General features: G+C 67.2%; 10 protein-coding genes. 6 read left to right on the plus strand and 4 right to left on the minus strand.

The genetic code is table 11. From position 1 onward, the window contains the following. Positions 1–82: 82 nt before the first annotated feature. Positions 83–994, minus strand: coding sequence for a L2 family extended-spectrum class A beta-lactamase (gene blaL2 / locus ACZK13_RS16405; protein WP_180837832.1), 912 nt, complete (start codon positions 992–994; stop codon positions 83–85). A gap of 177 nt (positions 995–1171) precedes the next feature. Here blaL2 and ampR point away from each other — a divergent pair, with 177 nt between their 5' ends. After that, positions 1172–2035: a LysR family transcriptional regulator AmpR gene (ampR, locus tag ACZK13_RS16410; RefSeq protein WP_180837831.1), complete on the plus strand. Its 864-nt coding sequence runs from the start codon at positions 1172–1174 to the stop codon at positions 2033–2035. Between the two features lie 73 nt (positions 2036–2108). Here ampR and ACZK13_RS16415 read toward each other — a convergent pair whose 3' ends face one another. Continuing rightward, positions 2109–3974, minus strand: a complete 1866-nt coding sequence (locus ACZK13_RS16415; protein ID WP_180837830.1) for an ABC-F family ATP-binding cassette domain-containing protein — start codon at positions 3972–3974, stop codon at positions 2109–2111. A 336-nt stretch (positions 3975–4310) separates the two neighbouring features. Here ACZK13_RS16415 and ACZK13_RS16420 point away from each other — a divergent pair, with 336 nt between their 5' ends. Beyond that, the gene (locus ACZK13_RS16420) at positions 4311–6698 is read left to right on the plus strand and encodes a TonB-dependent receptor plug domain-containing protein (RefSeq protein ID WP_032128541.1); all 2388 of its coding nucleotides are present in this window, start codon (positions 4311–4313) and stop codon (positions 6696–6698) included. Between the two features lie 255 nt (positions 6699–6953). Further along, positions 6954–8651, plus strand: a complete 1698-nt coding sequence (gene ybaL, locus ACZK13_RS16425) for a YbaL family putative K(+) efflux transporter (protein WP_253145648.1) — start codon at positions 6954–6956, stop codon at positions 8649–8651. Positions 8652–9048: 397 nt separating this feature from the next. Here ybaL and ACZK13_RS16430 read toward each other — a convergent pair whose 3' ends face one another. Beyond that, the gene (locus tag ACZK13_RS16430; RefSeq protein WP_032128543.1) at positions 9049–10335 is read right to left on the minus strand and encodes an O-acetylhomoserine aminocarboxypropyltransferase/cysteine synthase family protein; all 1287 of its coding nucleotides are present in this window, start codon (positions 10333–10335) and stop codon (positions 9049–9051) included. Between the two features lie 181 nt (positions 10336–10516). Between ACZK13_RS16430 and ACZK13_RS16435 the strand changes: the two genes are divergently transcribed. The 3 genes from ACZK13_RS16435 to ACZK13_RS16445 all read left to right on the plus strand — a co-directional run bounded on the left by ACZK13_RS16435 (position 10517) and on the right by ACZK13_RS16445 (position 13481). After that, positions 10517–11254: a winged helix-turn-helix domain-containing protein gene (locus ACZK13_RS16435; protein WP_253145650.1), complete on the plus strand. Its 738-nt coding sequence runs from the start codon at positions 10517–10519 to the stop codon at positions 11252–11254. Continuing rightward, positions 11251–12540: an ATP-binding protein gene (locus tag ACZK13_RS16440; RefSeq protein ID WP_253145660.1), complete on the plus strand. Its 1290-nt coding sequence runs from the start codon at positions 11251–11253 to the stop codon at positions 12538–12540. Before ACZK13_RS16435 ends, ACZK13_RS16440 begins: the two co-directional genes overlap by 4 nt. Before the next feature lie 140 nt (positions 12541–12680). After that, a complete protein-coding gene (locus ACZK13_RS16445) occupies positions 12681–13481 on the plus strand; it encodes a MipA/OmpV family protein (protein WP_253145662.1) in 801 nt (266 codons plus the stop codon). 72 nt (positions 13482–13553) lie between these two features. Here ACZK13_RS16445 and clpB read toward each other — a convergent pair whose 3' ends face one another. Beyond that, a complete protein-coding gene (gene clpB, locus ACZK13_RS16450; protein ID WP_253145664.1) occupies positions 13554–16139 on the minus strand; it encodes an ATP-dependent chaperone ClpB in 2586 nt (861 codons plus the stop codon). Positions 16140–16209: the final 70 nt, after the last annotated feature.

The raw sequence follows: 16209 nt of genomic DNA on the forward strand, positions 1-16209 counted from the left end.
GGACTTCCGTGTGATTCGAACGCGCGCAGGATGCGCGCGCCGAACCGATCCGGCAAGCCACTTCTGAATGACCCCGGTTACCTCAACCGATCAGGCGATCGGCGATGCGGCCAACCTGCGCCAGCACCGTGGCACGCTGTTCGTTGCTGATCGCACCCGCCTGCAGGTAGGCGGTCAGCACCCAGGGCGTGCCGCCGGCCAGCGGCCACAACACGGCGATGTCGTTGCGCGCGTCCTCGCCGTTGCTGCCGGTCTTGTCACCGACGCGCCAGCGCTTGCCCAGGCCCGCGCGCAGGCAGGCGTCGCCGGTTTCGTTGTCGATCAGCCAATCGGCCAGCTGCTGCCGCGACGCCGGCTGCAGCACCTCGCCCAGCACCACGCGCTGCAGGGTCGCAGCCATCGCCGCCGGCGTGGTGGTGTCGCGCGGATCGCCCTTGGCAAAGCTGTTCAGCTCCGGCTCCAAGCGATCACTGCGGCTCACCGCATCACCGCTCGCGCGCAGGAACGCAGTCACCGCGGGCGGGCCACCGACCACGCCGAACAGCAGGTTGGCTGCAGTGTTGTCGCTGGTGATGATCGTGGCACGGCACAGGTCACGCACGGTCATGTCCTTGCCGGCGTGGCGACGGGTGACCGGCGCGTGCGAGAGAAGATCGGCATCGCGCACCGGCACGCGCGTGTCCAGCAGCCCAGGGGTGCGCTCAGCCTGGCTGAGTACGGTGGCGGCCAGCACGCTCTTGAACGTGCTGCACATCGGGAAACGCTCGTCCTGGCGATGACCGATGCGGCGGCCGCTGGCGGTATCAAGCAGGGTCACGCCGAGGCGGCCGGCACAGGCCTTTTCCAGTGCGGCGAAGTCGGTGGCGGCGGTGAGGGCGGCATCGGTCGGTGCACTGGCGGCGGTCTTGCCCGCCGCACGGGCCAGCAACGGCAGGGCAAGCGAGGAAGCCACGGCGGCACCACTGAACTGCAGGAATCGGCGACGGGCGAGCATGCGGGGTTCTCCTGGGGGACCGTTCGATTATTGAAGCCTCGCACGCAGGCGACCAGCGCGAAAAATCAGCGGGAGGCATTAGCTGGATTAATGGCTGTCGCAATCAACCCCTTAATTCTCCTGAACTGGGCGCGAGGCAGGTAGGATCAGCCATCATCCTGGCTCACGACTACTCCGATGCTGCACCCTACCCTGCCGCTGAACGCCCTGCGTGCCTTCGAGGCGGCCGCACGCCACCAGAACTTCACCCGTGCCGCGCTGGAGCTGTGCGTCAGCCAGGCCGCGCTGAGCCACCAGATCCGCGGGCTGGAGGACCGGCTCGGCATCCGTCTGTTCCATCGCCTGCCGCGCGGCGTGGCGCTCACCGAGGAGGGCGCGGCGCTGTATCCGGTGCTCAACGAATCGTTCGAGCGCATCTCGGCCAGCATCGCGCGCTACACCGGTGGCCCGGCCCGTGAAGTACTGACGCTGGGCGTGGTCGGCACCTTCGCCACCGGTTGGCTGCTGCCACGGCTGGCTGCGTTCGAGGCCGCGCACCCGGACATCGAGCTGCGACTGCAGACCCACAACAACCGCATCGATCTGGCCGGCGAGGGCCTGGACCTGGCGATCCGCTTCGGTGATGGCGACTGGCAGGGCCAGGCCTGCACAGCGATCCTCGACGCGCCGTTTGCACCGCTGTGCGCACCAGCATTGGCGCGGCGGCTCAAACAGCCACGCGACCTGGGCACCCTGCCCCTGCTGCGCTCCTACCGCAGCGACGAATGGCCGCGCTGGCTGCAGGCGGCAGGAGTGAGTGGCGTGGAAGCCCGCGGGCCGGTGTTTGATTCGTCGTTGACGGTGGCGATGGCCGCGGTGGGTGGTGCCGGCGTGGCGCTGCTGCCGCTGCGCATGTTCGAGCAGGAACTGGCCGAGGGTCGCCTGCTGCAGCCATTCAGCACCACGCTGGAGCTGGGGCGCTACTGGCTCACGCGACTGCGCTCGCGTGCCGAGCGTGAGCCGGCGAAGCGGTTCCGCGAATGGCTGCAGGCACAGAGATGAAAAAGGGGACGGAGGGGATTAAGTCGTTTGTGCCACAAACGACTTAATCCCCTCCGTCCCCTTTTTTGCGTGATCAGGACTCCAGCAGCTCCATCCACGTCGCTTCGGCTTTTTCCAGCTGCGCGGCGGCGGTTTCGCGATCGCGGCCAAGCACGGCCATGCGGGTGGCATCGGCGTAGTTGGCCGGGTCGGCCAGCTGGCGGTCGAGCTCGGCCAGAGCGCTTTCCAGTTCGGCCACCTTGGCTTCGGCGGCGGCCAGCTTGTGCGGGTTCACCGGCTTCTTCTGCACCACCTGAGCCACCGGCGCGGTCTTGACCACCACCGGCTCTTCCACCTGTTCCATGCGCGCCTTGGTGCCCTGCGCCTGCGGGCGGGTGCGCAGCCAGGCCGCGTAGGCGTCGAGGTCGCCGTCGAACGGCTCGACCACGCCATCGGCCACGCGCCAGTAGGTATCGCAGACCAGGCCGATCAGATGGCGGTCATGCGAGACCATCACGATCGCGCCTTCGAAGGTGGCCAGTGCTTCGGCCAGCGCTTCGCGCATTTCCAGGTCAAGGTGGTTGGTCGGTTCGTCCAGCAGCAGCACATTCGGCTGCTGCCAGGCGATCAGCGCCAGCGCCAGGCGCGCGCGCTCGCCGCCGGAGAAACCATCGACCGGCTCGAACGCGCGGTCGCCCGGGAAGTTCCACTTGCCAAGGAAATCGCGGAACGACTGGTTCGGTGCGTCCGGCGCGATCTCGCGGAAATGCTCCATCGGCGACTGGCCTTCGTGCAGCGACTCCACCGTGTGCTGGGCGAAGTAGCCGATCTTCAGGTCCGGGTGCGCCATGCGCTCGCCGACGATCGGCGCCAGCTCGCCCACCAGGGTCTTCACCAGGGTGGTCTTACCGGCACCGTTGGGGCCGAGCAGGCCGATGCGCTGGCCCGCTTCCAGGCCGAAGCCGACGTTGTGCAGGATCACCGCGTCGTTGCCATAGCCAGCCTCGACGTGGTTCAGGCGGATCAGCGAGAACGGCAGCTTGGCTGGCGGCGCGAACTCGATGCGGAACTCGCGCTCGGCACGCACCGCTTCGGTGCCGGCCAGCTTGGCCAGGCGCTTCATGCGGCTCTGCGCCTGCGCGGCCTTGCTGGCCTGCGCCTTGAAGCGGTCGATGAAGCTCTGCAGGTGGGCACGCTCGGCCTGTTCCTTCTCGTGCGCGATCTGCTGCTGGCGCAGCTGTTCGGCGCGCTGGCGCTCGAAGTCGGTGTAGCCGCCCGGGTACAGCTTGGCGCCGCCACCGTGCAGGTGCAGGGTGTGGGTGGCCACGTTGTCGAGGAACTCGCGGTCATGCGAGATCAGCAGCAGGGTGCCGGGATACTTCAGCAGCCACTGCTCCAGCCAGTACACCGCGTCCAGATCCAGGTGGTTGGTCGGTTCGTCCAGCAGCAGCAGGTCGCTGGGCATCATCAGCGCGCGGGCCAGGTTCAGGCGCACGCGCCAGCCGCCGGAGAACGAGGACACCGCGCGGTGGTGGGTCTCTGCCGGGAAACCGAGGCCGTGCAGCAGCTTGCCGGCGCGCGCTTCGGCGTCGTAGGCATTGAGCTCGGCCATCTTCGTGTGCGCCTCGGCCACCGCTTCCCAGTCTTCACGGGCGGTCGCCTCGGCCTCGGCGGCCAGCACTGCGGCCACCTCGACGTCACCGCCCAGCACGAAGCTCAGCGCCGGGTCGGGCAGCGACGGGGTTTCCTGGGCGACGCTGGCGATGCGCACCTTGCCGGGCAGGTCCACATCGCCCTTGTCGGCCTCCAGCTCACCCTTCACTGCCGCGAACAGGCTGGACTTGCCAGCACCGTTGCGGCCGACCACACCCACCCGGTAACCGGCGTGCAGGGTCAGGTCGACATTGGACAACAGCAGCCGCTCGCCGCGGCGCAAGGCGAAATTACGAAGGGAGATCATCGGGGGAGGCGTCCATATAACCGAATGGAATGTGCTGGTGAGCACTGTTCCTGCGACGCAATTCTAGCGTTAACGAATACTTGACGCGTCCCGGGATGCGCGGCGGCCGGCGTTCCTCTCTCCCACGTCCTCGCCGCGCGCGTCCCGGGCTCCCTCCCCCGCCAGTGCCGATCCGGGCTAAATGGTTGCTGCTGCAACGTTTTTTCCGATGACTGGCATTTGACACGCACTGAATATCCCGTTAATTCCTGCTTTGCGCACCGCAACAACCGCCGTCCGCCTCACCCCCGTGATGTCGATTCCGGTGCCGCCCCCGCCAACCGGAGCTCCGTCCCGATGACCCGCAAGACCAGCCTGATCGCCGCCGCCGTCGCTGTCGCACTCGGTGGCTCTCCGTTCGTTGCCGCTGCCCAGCAGGCCGGCACCGCCGCCAACACCCTGGACACGGTGATCGTCACCGGCACCCGCGTGGCCGACCGCACGGTGGCCGAATCGCAGTCGCCGATCGACATCATCACCCCCGAAGCCCTGCAGTCCACCGGCACCAGCGAGCTGGCCACCGCGCTGTCGCGCGCCCTGCCCTCGCTGAACTTCCCGCGCCCTGCCCTGACCGATGGCACCAGCGGCGTGCGCCCGGCGCAGCTGCGCGGCCTGTCGCCGGACCAGGTGCTGGTGCTGGTCGACGGCAAGCGCCGCCACACCTCGGCGATGATCAACGTCAACGGCAGCATCGGCCGTGGTTCGTCGGCAGTGGACATCAATGCGATCCCGATCGCCGCCATCGAACGCGTGGAAGTGCTGCGCGACGGTGCGTCGGCACAGTACGGCTCGGACGCCATCGCCGGCGTCATCAACATCGTGCTCAAGGGCAGCGGCAGTGGCGGCAGCCTGGCGGTGGACTACGGCCAGTACTCGGCCGGTGACGGCAACAAGTACCAGCTCTCCGGCGATACCGGCGTCGAGTTCGGCAACGGCCGTGGCCGCGTGCACGTGGCCGGCCAGATCAGCCAGCAGGACGAAAGCAACCGCGCCGGCCCGTACCGCGGCACCACCCCGAACACCGGCAACTTCCCGAGCATCGGCCAGAAGACCTTCATCGTCGGCGACCCGCGCGTGGATGCGACTGCGGCTTCGGTCAACGCCAGTTTCGATTTCAGCGACCGCGTGACCGGCTACGCCAGCGCGCTGCTCAGCAACCGCGACATCACCTCGTTCGCGTTCTACCGCTCGCGCAACCACAGTGGGCAGAGCGCGCTGCTGGCGCAGACCTACCCGGACGGCTTCGTGCCGGAGATCAACCAGTACTCCAAGGACCGCTCGCTGGTGGCCGGGGTCAAGGGCAACACCGACAACGGCTGGACCTGGGACCTGAGCCTGAACCACGGCGAGAACACCCTCGACTTCCACACCCGCAACAGCATCAACTACAGTCTCGGCGCAACCAGCCCGCGCTCGTTCTACGACGGCACGCTGAAGTACCAGCAGGACATCTTCAACGCCGACCTGACCAAGTCGCTGGACTGGGGCCTGGCCTACCCGGTCACACTGTCCTTCGGCGGTGAGTACCGCAAGGAAAAGTGGGACCAGAAGCCGGGCGAGCTGAACTCGTACACCGGCAGTGGCGCGCAGGGCTTCGGTGGCTTCACCCCCACCAATGAAGTGCATGCCGACCGCCACAACTACGCGGTCTATGCCGGCCTGGAAGCGGACCTGACCGAGAAGTTCTCGGCCGGCATCACCGGCCGCTACGAGGATTACTCGGACTTCGGCGACCGCTTCTCCGGCAAGCTGTCGGCGCGCTACGCGTTCACCGACAAGGTTGCGCTGCGGGCCACCGCGTCCAGCGGATTCCGTGCACCTTCGCTGGCGCAGCAGGGCTACCAGGCGGTCACCAGCCAGTTCCTCAACGGCGTGTTCGTCGAGCGCGGCACCTTCCCCACCACCAGCCCGGCTGCGCAGGCGCTGGGCGCCTCGCCGCTGAAGGCCGAGACCTCCACCTCCTACAGCCTGGGCCTGGTGCTGCAGCCGGTCGACCGCCTGTACATCACCGTCGACGCCTACCAGATCGACATCGATGACCGCATCGCATTGTCGTCCAGCATCACCACCAACACCGCCACCAGCGCGCTGCTGGGCACGCTGGGCCTGCCGCAGGTGACCGCGTTCTCGTACTTCACCAACGGCCTGGATACGCGCACCCGCGGTGTCGATTTCGTGTCCAGCTACACGGTGCCCTTCAGCGCCAGCAGCCTGGAACTGACCGCCGCGTACAGCTACAACGACACCGAAGTGCGCCGCGTCGGCGGCACCCCGGCGGTGTTCGGCACGCTGGGCCTGACCCAGTCGCTGATCGGCCGCGATGAGATCGGCCGCATCGAGGACAGCTATCCGCGCGACAAGGCGATCCTGAGCGGCACCTGGCGTTCGGACCACTGGGAACTGGGCCTGGCCGCGACCCGCTACGGCAAATTCACCGTGCGCAACTCGGCCACCGCACTGCGCGACCAGACCTACGGCGACGCCTGGGTGGTGGATGCCTCGGCCAGCTACAAGCCGAGCAGCAACTGGACCCTGACCGTGGGCGCCGACAACCTGCTGGACAAGTACCCGGACCGCACCGAAGACCTGCAGAACTCCACCTTCGGCATGCTGCCGTACAGCAACTACTCGCCGTTCGGCTTCAACGGCGCCTACGTGTACGGCCGGGTCAAGTACACCTGGTAAGCGGTATTGGTAGCGCCGGGCCATACCCAGCGCCGCTCTGGTAGTGCCGGCCGCTGGCCGGCATCCCCTCGCCGCATCTGGAGGAGAGCCCCTTCTTGTTGAAGGGGCGCGCCGAAGGCGGAGGTAGAGGAGAAATGCGCGGGCAAACCCAGGGGGCAGGTGCCTTCCATGCGGGAAGGGATTTGCCCCTGGGTTTGCCGCATTTGGCGCATTAGGTGAAAATCGGGACATCCCCCCGCTTTCCTGCGAGTGCCGATGCACCATGACACCGACCTGATCAACATCGTTGCCGTTGGCCTCGGGCTCGCCTTCATCTTCGGCGCGCTGGCCAACAAGCTCCGCTTGTCTCCCTTGGTCGGTTACCTGGTTGCTGGCATCTGCGTAGGCCCGTTCACCCCCGGCTTCGTCGCCGACCAGGCGCTGGCCAACCAGCTGGCCGAGCTGGGCGTGATGCTGCTGATGTTCGGCGTCGGCCTGCACTTCTCGCTGAAGGACCTGATGGCGGTCAAGGCCATCGCCATCCCCGGTGCCATCGGCCAGATCGCGGTCGCTACCCTGCTCGGCTGGGGCGTGGCCTCGCTGATGGGCTGGCCAGCCCTGCATGGCGTCATCTTCGGTTTCTCGCTGGCCACCGCCAGTACCGTGGTACTGCTGCGGGCGATGGAGGAACGCCGCCTGCTGGAAACCATGCGCGGCAAGATCGCGGTCGGCTGGCTGATCGTGGAAGACCTGGCCTGTGTGCTGGCGCTGGTGATGATGCCGGTGATGGCCGGTGTGTTCGGCCCCGACGCGGCCAAGGAATCGCACTCGCTGGGCAGCGTGCTGGCCGACATCGGCTGGACCTTCGTGCAGCTGGGCCTGTTCGTGGCGGTGATGCTGGTGGTCGGGCGCCGGGTCATCCCGTGGATCCTGGAACGCATCGCCGGTACCGGTTCGCGTGAGCTGTTCACCCTGTCCGTGCTGGCGATCGCGCTGGGCGTGGCGTTCGGCTCGGCGATGCTGTTCGGCGTCTCGTTCGCGCTGGGCGCGTTCTTCGCCGGCATGCTGCTCAACGAATCAGAACTGAGCCACAAGGCCGCGCATGATTCGCTGCCGCTGCGCGATGCGTTCGCGGTGCTGTTCTTCGTCTCGGTCGGCATGCTGTTCGACCCCAACATCATCGTGCAGCACCCGTGGCAGGTGCTGGCCACGGTGCTGATCATCATGTTCGGCAAGTCGGCCGCCGCGTTCTTCATCGTGCGTGCGTTCGGCCACCCGACCAGCACCGCGCTGACCATCTCGGCCAGCCTGGCGCAGATCGGCGAGTTCGCCTTCATCATCGCCGGCCTCGGCGTCGCGCTGCAGATACTGCCGAAGGAAGGCCAGTCGCTGGTGCTGGCCGGGGCACTGGTGTCGATCATGCTCAACCCGCTGGTGTTCGGCCTGCTCGACCGTTGGCAGGCCAAGCAGGAGCAGTCTCCGCAGGTACCCGAGCCGCCCGAAGCGATCGGCCCGTCGCGCGATCTGCATGACCACGCCATCGTGATCGGCTATGGCCGGGTGGGCAGCGAACTGGCGCAGGTGCTGCGCGACCGTGGCGTGCCGGTGCTGGTGATCGATGACAACAAGGAGCACGTCGAACAGGCGCACGCGAAGGGCCTGGCGGCGATCCGTGGTAGTGCTGCTGCCGACCGCGTGCTGGCCGAAGCGCATCCGGAACGCGCGAAGATTGCGGTGCTGGCGATTCCTCAGCCGCTGGAAGCCGGTGAGGCGCTGGCCAAGCTGCGTGCGATCAATCCGGATCTGACCCTGCTGGCGCGTGCGCACAGCGACGCCGAGGTGAAGCATCTGCTGGAACACGGTGCGGATGGCACGGTGATGGCCGAGCGTGAGCTGGCGTACTCGCTGGCCGAGATGGTGATGGCCACGCCGCCGTATCGCGGGCTGGGACAGCACAGTATTCCGGTGGTGTGAGGAGTGTGGGTGCGGCAGGGCTTGCAGCCCTGCACCTGCTGAAGCAACGGCAACGACAAAAGCAAAAGCTGGCATTCCGTGGGATGGCAGGGTGGGTCCGGTTGCAGGGGACGCCGTGAATCCGTCCATGGAGGCTCGGTCGCGCCATCCATGGCGCTCACGCCCCTGCAACCGGGCCCACCCTGCCTTCGACAATTTCCTGCGGCTGTTGGTAGGTGTCGACCTTGGTCGACACGGCGGTGCATCTGACCTCGGAAACAAAAAAATCCCCGGTCGACCCGCATCGACCGGGGATCTGGATCGCCACGTTGCCATGCCTTGGAGAGGCAGTTCCACCGTAGCGCATCGCGGTGCCGGTGGTGATCGCCTGTGGCGATGACGACCAAGCGTGCGGCTATCAGGCGCCAGCCAGGGCCTGCTCCAGGTCGGCACGCAGGTCGCCGATATGCTCGATGCCGATCGACAGCCGCACGGTGTCTTCGCTGACACCGGCCTTGGCCAGTTCGGCGGCGTCCAGCTGGCGATGGGTAGTCGAGGCGGGATGGGTGGCCAGCGATTTTGCATCGCCCAGGTTGACCAGGCGGGTGAACAGCTTCAGCGCATCGAGGAAACGTGCGCCGGCTTCACGGCCGCCCGGCAGGCCGAAGGTCAGTACGCCCGAGCCGTGCCCGCCCAGGTAGCGCTGCGCGGCGGCGTGCTCGGGGTCGTCGGCCAGCCCGGCGTAGCGCACCCAGGCCACCTTTGCGTGTGACTTCAGGAACTGCGCGACAGCCAGCGCGTTGGCGTTGATGCGCTCCATGCGCAGCGCCAGGGTTTCGATGCCCTGCAGGATCAGGAACGCGTTGAACGGTGACAGCGCCGCGCCGGTATTGCGCAGCGGCACCACCCGCGCGCGGCCGATGTAGGCCGCTGGCCCGAGCGCTTCGGTATAGACCACGCCGTGGTAGCTGGGGTCGGGCTGGTTGAGCCGCGCGAAGCGCTGGGGCTGTGCAGCCCAGTCGAAGCGGCCGGAATCGACGATCGCGCCGCCCAGGCTGTTGCCGTGGCCGCCGAGGTACTTGGTCAGCGAATGCACCACGATGTCGGCGCCGTGCTCGAACGGGCGCAACAGGAACGGGGTGGCCACGGTGTTGTCGACGATCAGCGGCACGCCGGCGGCATGCGCGACCTCGGCAATCGCCGCGATGTCGGTGACGTTGCCACGCGGGTTGCCGATCGATTCGACGAACACCGCCTTGGTGCGTTCGTCGATCAGCGCGGCGAAGGCGGACGGATCGGCCGGGTCGGCGAAGCGCGCCTGGATGCCGTACTGCGGCAGCGTGTGCGCCAGCAGGTTGAGGCTGCCGCCATACAGCGCACTGGAGGCAACGATGTTGTCACCGGCCTCGGCAATGGTCTGGATGGCATAGGTGATCGCCGCCTGCCCCGAGGCCAGTGCCAGCGCGCCGATGCCACCCTCCAGTGCGGCCAGGCGCTGTTCCAGCACGTCGGTGGTGGGGTTCATGATGCGGGTGTAGATGTTGCCGGGCACCTTCAGGTCGAACAGATCGGCGCCGTGCTGGGTGTCATCGAAGGCATACGCCACCGTCTGGTAGATCGGCACCGCCACCGCGCGGGTGGTCGGGTCGGGACGGTAGCCGCCATGCACGGCCAGGGTTTCCAGTTGCCACTGCGGGTCGCTCATTGCACCAGGCTCCATCCGGGGAAACCGCCACCATAGGCCAGCCGTCGCCCGCCGCTGAAAGCTGCTGGCGATGACGTCCATACCGGGGGTTATCAGGTTGGCCGCGATTCAGGCAGCGGTCACGGGGCGTTGCTAGGCTTCGCCGCCGGGCGCTCCTGCCCGGGCACGGAGGCCCAAGCGCATGCAGTCATCCCCCTGGACACCCGCCGCCAGCGGCTCGCCGACCCCGGTGCTGCTGGTGGAGGACGACCGCCGCCTGGCCGAACTGGTCAGCGACTACCTGCACGAACATGGCTTCGCCGTGCAGCATGTGGCCCGTGGCGACCTCGCCGGTGCGGCCTGCCGCCAGCACGCGCCGGAACTGGTGGTGCTGGACCTGATGCTGCCCGGCCTTGGCGGCATCGATGTGTGCCGGCAGATCCGCAGCTTCTCCGATGTGCCGATCCTGATGCTGACCGCCTGCGAGGACGACATCGAACAGGTGCTCGGCCTGGAATCGGGCGCCGACGACTATGTGCACAAGCCGATCGAGCCGCGCCTGCTGCTGGCCCGCCTGCGCGCCCTGCTGCGCCGCCGCCATGGCAGCAGCAACACCGGCAGCCCCTGCCGCCTCATGCACGGCGAGCTGCTGATCGACCGCATGCAGCGCGAGGTGCATCTGCACGGCCAGCCGGTGGACATGGGCACCACCGAATTCGAGATCCTGTGGCTGCTGGCCAGCCAGCCGGGGCAGATTCTCTCGCGTGACCAGATCCTGCAGGCGGTGCGCGGCATCGGCTTCGACGGGCTGGACCGCAGTGTCGATGTCAGCATCGGCAAGCTTCGCCGCAAGCTGGGCGACGATGCGCGCGAACCCCGGCGGATCAAGACCGTGTGGGGGCGCGGCTACCAGTTCAATCCTGCGGCCTGGTCGGAATGAAGCGGCTGTTCCTGTGGCTGTGGTTCGTCACCGGCGCCTGCTTCCTGGCCTCGGTGTTCTTCCTCAACCACATCCTGGACGGCATCTACACGCCCGTGCAGGATCGCGTCTTCGTCCAGCAGGTGCGTGGTCAGGTGTACGCCCTGCGCAGTGGCCTGGCCGGCCTGGATGCCGACCAGCAGCGTGAGCGCCTGCAGCAGTGGCAGCCACACTACGGCATCGCCCTGACCCTGCTCGACAAACCTCCCGCACTCGACGCGCAGGAACAGGTGGCCGTGAAGGCCGATGGTTTCATCGTGCGCGATCAATACCAGCAGGTCCTGCTGCCCATCGAGGGCAGCGATGGCCGCTGGCTGCACCTGCGCCTGCCTGGCGCGGTGCAGATGACGACGTACATGACCATCGCCGCCTACCTCAGCATCCTGCTGCTGGTGGGCGCCAGCCTGTACGCCTGGGTGCGCCTGCTCTGGCGCGACCTGGACGCGCTGCGCGTGCATGCAGACCGCATCGGCGCCGGCGATCTGCAGGCGCGCGCGCAGGTTTCGCCACGCTCGCAGATCCGCGTCATCGTCGACCATTCCAACCGCATGGCCGCGCGCGTGGCCGAGCTGGTGCAGCGCCAGCGCGACCTCACCCATGCCATATCGCACGAACTGCGCACGCCCATCGCGCGCGTGGCCTTCGGCCTGGACCTGATGCAGGACAGCGACGATCACGAACGCCGTACACGGCTGGCACAGGGGCTGCACGGCGACCTGGCCGAACTCAACCGGCTGGTCAGCGAACTGCTGGCCTATGAGCGTCTGGAGCATCCCGGCGAAGGCGAGCCGATGCAGCGCATTGAAGCCAACGACTGGCTGCAGGCCTGCCTGGCCGATGCACGCCGTGATGCCGAACGAGCCGGCGTGGTCCTGCGCGTGCAGCCCAGTGCGTTGCCGCGGGTGGATGCCGAACCGCGGCTGCTGCAGCTGGCGCTGAGCAATCTGGTGGGCAATGCGCTGCGCCACGCGCGTTCGCAGGTGGAAGTGTCGCTGGTCAGTTTCGGCGGCCGCGCGTGCCTGCGCGTGGATGACGACGGCCCGGGCATCGCCGAGGCCGACCACGAAAAAGTAATGCGCCCGTTCACCCGCCTGGATGACAGCCGCAGCCGCGATACCGGCGGCTTCGGGCTGGGCCTGGCCATCGTCAACCGCATTGCAGCCCGCCACGGTGGCGAGCTGCGCATCAGCCGCGCCACGCTGGGTGGCGCGCGTCTGGAAATGCACTGGCCGCTGGCTGCCAGCTGAACGCCCACGGGCGCCATTACAGTTGATTACAACTCCCGCACAACTGCGGAGGGATCGGTCGCCGGCATATCGCCACGCTGGCGACCCTGCAGCACTCGCCGGATGCGCGCGCTGCTTTCCTCCCATTGTCGAGAGATTCCATGTCCCAGCTTCGCCGTTCCCCCACCCTGCTCTGCCTGGCCCTGCTGCCGCTGTTCGCCGCGCCGATCGCCCACGCCAAGGATGACCACTGGACCTTCGAGCTCGCCGCTGGTGGTGGCGTGACGCCGCGCTACAGCGGCAGCGAGGAATACCGCGCGACGCCGTCGCTGTCGTTCGATGTCACCTCGCCGGGGGGCTGGTTTCTGGGCACCAGTGGCATCGGTTGGGGCACGTCCATTGGCGAGCACACCCGTATGCGTGCCTACGTCGGCGCCAGCGGCATCCGCCGCGACAAGGACTCCCTGCTCGGCGGTTCGGACTTCCTGCGCGGCATGGGTGATATCGATACCCGTCCCCTGGTCGGTGTCTCGGCTGGTTATACGCTGGGCGAAGCCGTGCTGAGCGGCTCCTGGCAGTTCACCCGCAAGGACGAGGACAAGGCCGAGAACGGCCTGGCTACCCAGCAGATCCATCTGAATCTGAGCATGCCGCTGTTCGACCTGGCCGGTGGCGTGGTCAGCGGCAGTGTTTCCACCGACTACGGCAATCGCGGTTACATGCAGACCTGGTACGGCGTCAGCCCGGAACAGGCGGCGCGCACCGGCTTTGCCCAGCACACGCCGAAGGCTGGGCTGGTCAGCGCCGGTCTTGGCCTGAAATGGAGCCACCGCGTGGGCCGCAATGGCAACTGGTACATCTCGGCCGAAGGCACGCGCCTGCTCGGCGATGCGGCCGACAGCCCGATCGTGCAGAAGGCGAACCAGTTCGGCTTGATGAGCGGCTATACGCACCGCTTCTGAGTGAGCGCCGGGCATGGCCCGGCGTACTCCGCAGGAAACGGGGCGCTGCGGTCAGGCAGCGCCCCGATGGACTCACGCCTTGGCGAACACCAGGTGGCCGCCGTCGTTGCCGACTTCGATGGTGTCGCCGTTGACGAAGGCGCCGGACAGGATCTTCTGCGCCAGCGGGTTCTCCAGCTGCGCCTGGATCGCACGCTTCAACGGACGTGCGCCGTACACCGGATCGAAACCAACGTTGCCAAGCAGGTCGAACGCTGCATCGGACACCAGCAGCTTCAAACCACGTTCGGCCAGGCGCTTTTCCAGCCCACGCATCTGGATGCGCGCGATCTGCTTGATCTGCTGCTTGTCCAGCGGGTGGAACACCACGATGTCGTCCAGGCGGTTGATGAACTCCGGGCGGAAGTGCGCCTGCACCACGCCCATTACCGCCGCCTTCATCTGCGTATAGGCCTCCGGGCTGTCATCGCTGCTCATGTCCTGGATCTGGTGCGAACCCAGGTTCGAGGTCATCACGATGACGGTGTTGCGGAAGTCCACGGTGCGGCCCTGGCCATCGGTCAGGCGGCCATCGTCCAGCACCTGCAGCAGGATGTTGAACACATCCGGATGCGCCTTCTCCACTTCGTCCAGCAGGATCAGCGAGTACGGACGGCGACGCACGGCCTCGGTCAGGTAGCCACCCTCCTCGTAACCAACGTAGCCCGGGGGCGCACCGATCAGGCGGGCGACGCTGTGCTTCTCCATGAACTCGCTCATGTCGATGCGGATCATCGCGTCGGCACTGTCGAACAGGAACTCGGCCAGCGACTTGCACAGCTCGGTCTTGCCGACGCCGGTCGGGCCGAGGAACAGGAACGAACCGGCCGGGCGATTCGGATCGGACAGGCCCGCACGCGAACGGCGCACGGCATCGGAGACGACCTTGATCGCTTCCTCCTGGCCGACCACGCGGTTGTGCAGCACCTCTTCCATCCGCAGCAGCTTGTCGCGCTCACCTTCGAGCATCTTGTTGACCGGAATGCCGGTCCAGCGCGACACGACCTCGGCGATCTCCTCGTCGGTGACCCGGTCCTGCACCAGCTTGAAGTCCCTGTGTTCGGCTTCCTGCGCAGCGGCCAGCTGCTTTTCCAGCTGCGGCAGCAGGCCGTACTGGATCTCGCTCATCTTGGCGAAATCCTGGCGGCGCTGCGCGGCTTCCAGCTCCAGCTTGGCCTGTTCGACCTGCTCCTTGATCTTGGTCGCACCCTGCAGCGCTGCCTTCTCCGACTTCCAGATTTCATTGAGGTCGGAGAACTCACGCTCCAGCGCATCGATGTCGTTCTCCAGATCGGCCAGGCGCTGCCGCGAGGCTTCGTCCTTTTCCTTCTTCAGCATCTCGCGCTGGATCTTCAGCTGGATCACCCGGCGTTCTAGGCGGTCCAGCTCCTCCGGCTTGGAGTCGATTTCCATGCGCAGGCGCGAGGCCGCCTCGTCCATCAGATCGATGGCCTTGTCCGGCAGCTGGCGGTCGGTGATGTATCGGTTGGACAGCGTCGCAGCGGCGACGATGGCCGGGTCGGTGATTTCCACACCGTGGTGCACCGCGTACTTTTCCTTCAGCCCGCGCAGGATCGCGATGGTGTCTTCCACCGACGGTTCGCCCACGAAGACCTTCTGGAAGCGGCGCTCCAGCGCGGCGTCCTTTTCGATGTACTTGCGGTACTCATCCAGCGTGGTGGCGCCCACGCAGTGCAGCTCGCCGCGTGCCAACGCCGGCTTCAGCATGTTGCCGGCATCCATCGCGCCGTCGGCCTTGCCGGCGCCGACCATGGTGTGCAGCTCATCGATGAACAGGATGATCTGCCCTTCGCTCTTGGCCAGGTCGTTGAGCACGCCCTTCAACCGCTCTTCGAACTCACCGCGGAACTTGGCACCGGCAATCAGCGCGCCCATGTCCAGCGACAGCACACGCTTGCCGCGCAGGCCCTCGGGCACTTCGTCGTTGATGATGCGCTGGGCCAGGCCTTCGACGATCGCGGTCTTGCCAACGCCAGGTTCGCCGATCAGCACCGGGTTGTTCTTGGTCCGGCGCTGCAGCACCTGGATCGTGCGGCGGATTTCCTCGTCACGGCCGATCACCGGATCGAGCTTGCCGCTCTCGGCGCGCGCGGTCAGGTCGATGGTGTACTTCTCCAGCGCCTGCCGCTGTTCCTCGGCGTTCTCCGACTGCACGTTCTCGCCGCCACGCAGCTTGTCGATCGCAGCCTGCAGGCGGGTCTTGTCGGCACCGGCGGCGCGCAGCGCCATGCCCAGCGTGCCGCCGTCGTCCAGCGCCGCCAGCACGAACCACTCGCTGGCAATGAAGGCATCGCCGTTCTGCTGGGCCAGCTTGTCGGTCTGGTTCAGCAGGCGCCCCAGGTCATTGCCCATCGAGACGTTGCCGGCCTGGCCGGACACCTTCGGCAGTGCATCCAGCGCCTCGGTCAGGCGCTCGCGCAGCACCGGCACGTTCACCCCGGCCTGGGCCAGCAGCGGGCGCGTGCTGCCGCCCTGCTGGTCCAGCAGCGCGCTGAACAGGTGAACCGGTTCGATGATGCTGTTGTCGCGGCCCACGGCCAGCGACTGTGCGTCTGCCAGCGCCTGCTGGAAACGCGAGGTGAGCTTGTCCATCCGCATTGCGAATCCTCATCGGTCATCAGGGCCGGCCCGCGCCGGCGATGCTGGAAAGATGCGGTTGCCCCACCCC

This window comes from Stenotrophomonas sp. 99219_Sma (assembly GCF_056480785.1).

Coding starts and splice junctions, on each gene's coding strand:
- blaL2 (WP_180837832.1), bottom strand. CDS start 994: ATGCTCGCCCGTCGCCGATTCCTGCAGTTCAGTGGTGCCGCCGTGGCT.
- ampR (WP_180837831.1), top strand. CDS start 1,172: ATGCTGCACCCTACCCTGCCGCTGAACGCCCTGCGTGCCTTCGAGGCG.
- ACZK13_RS16415 (WP_180837830.1), bottom strand. CDS start 3,974: ATGATCTCCCTTCGTAATTTCGCCTTGCGCCGCGGCGAGCGGCTGCTG.
- ACZK13_RS16420 (WP_032128541.1), top strand. CDS start 4,311: ATGACCCGCAAGACCAGCCTGATCGCCGCCGCCGTCGCTGTCGCACTC.
- ybaL (WP_253145648.1), top strand. CDS start 6,954: ATGCACCATGACACCGACCTGATCAACATCGTTGCCGTTGGCCTCGGG.
- ACZK13_RS16430 (WP_032128543.1), bottom strand. CDS start 10,335: ATGAGCGACCCGCAGTGGCAACTGGAAACCCTGGCCGTGCATGGCGGC.
- ACZK13_RS16435 (WP_253145650.1), top strand. CDS start 10,517: ATGCAGTCATCCCCCTGGACACCCGCCGCCAGCGGCTCGCCGACCCCG.
- ACZK13_RS16440 (WP_253145660.1), top strand. CDS start 11,251: ATGAAGCGGCTGTTCCTGTGGCTGTGGTTCGTCACCGGCGCCTGCTTC.
- ACZK13_RS16445 (WP_253145662.1), top strand. CDS start 12,681: ATGTCCCAGCTTCGCCGTTCCCCCACCCTGCTCTGCCTGGCCCTGCTG.
- clpB (WP_253145664.1), bottom strand. CDS start 16,139: ATGCGGATGGACAAGCTCACCTCGCGTTTCCAGCAGGCGCTGGCAGAC.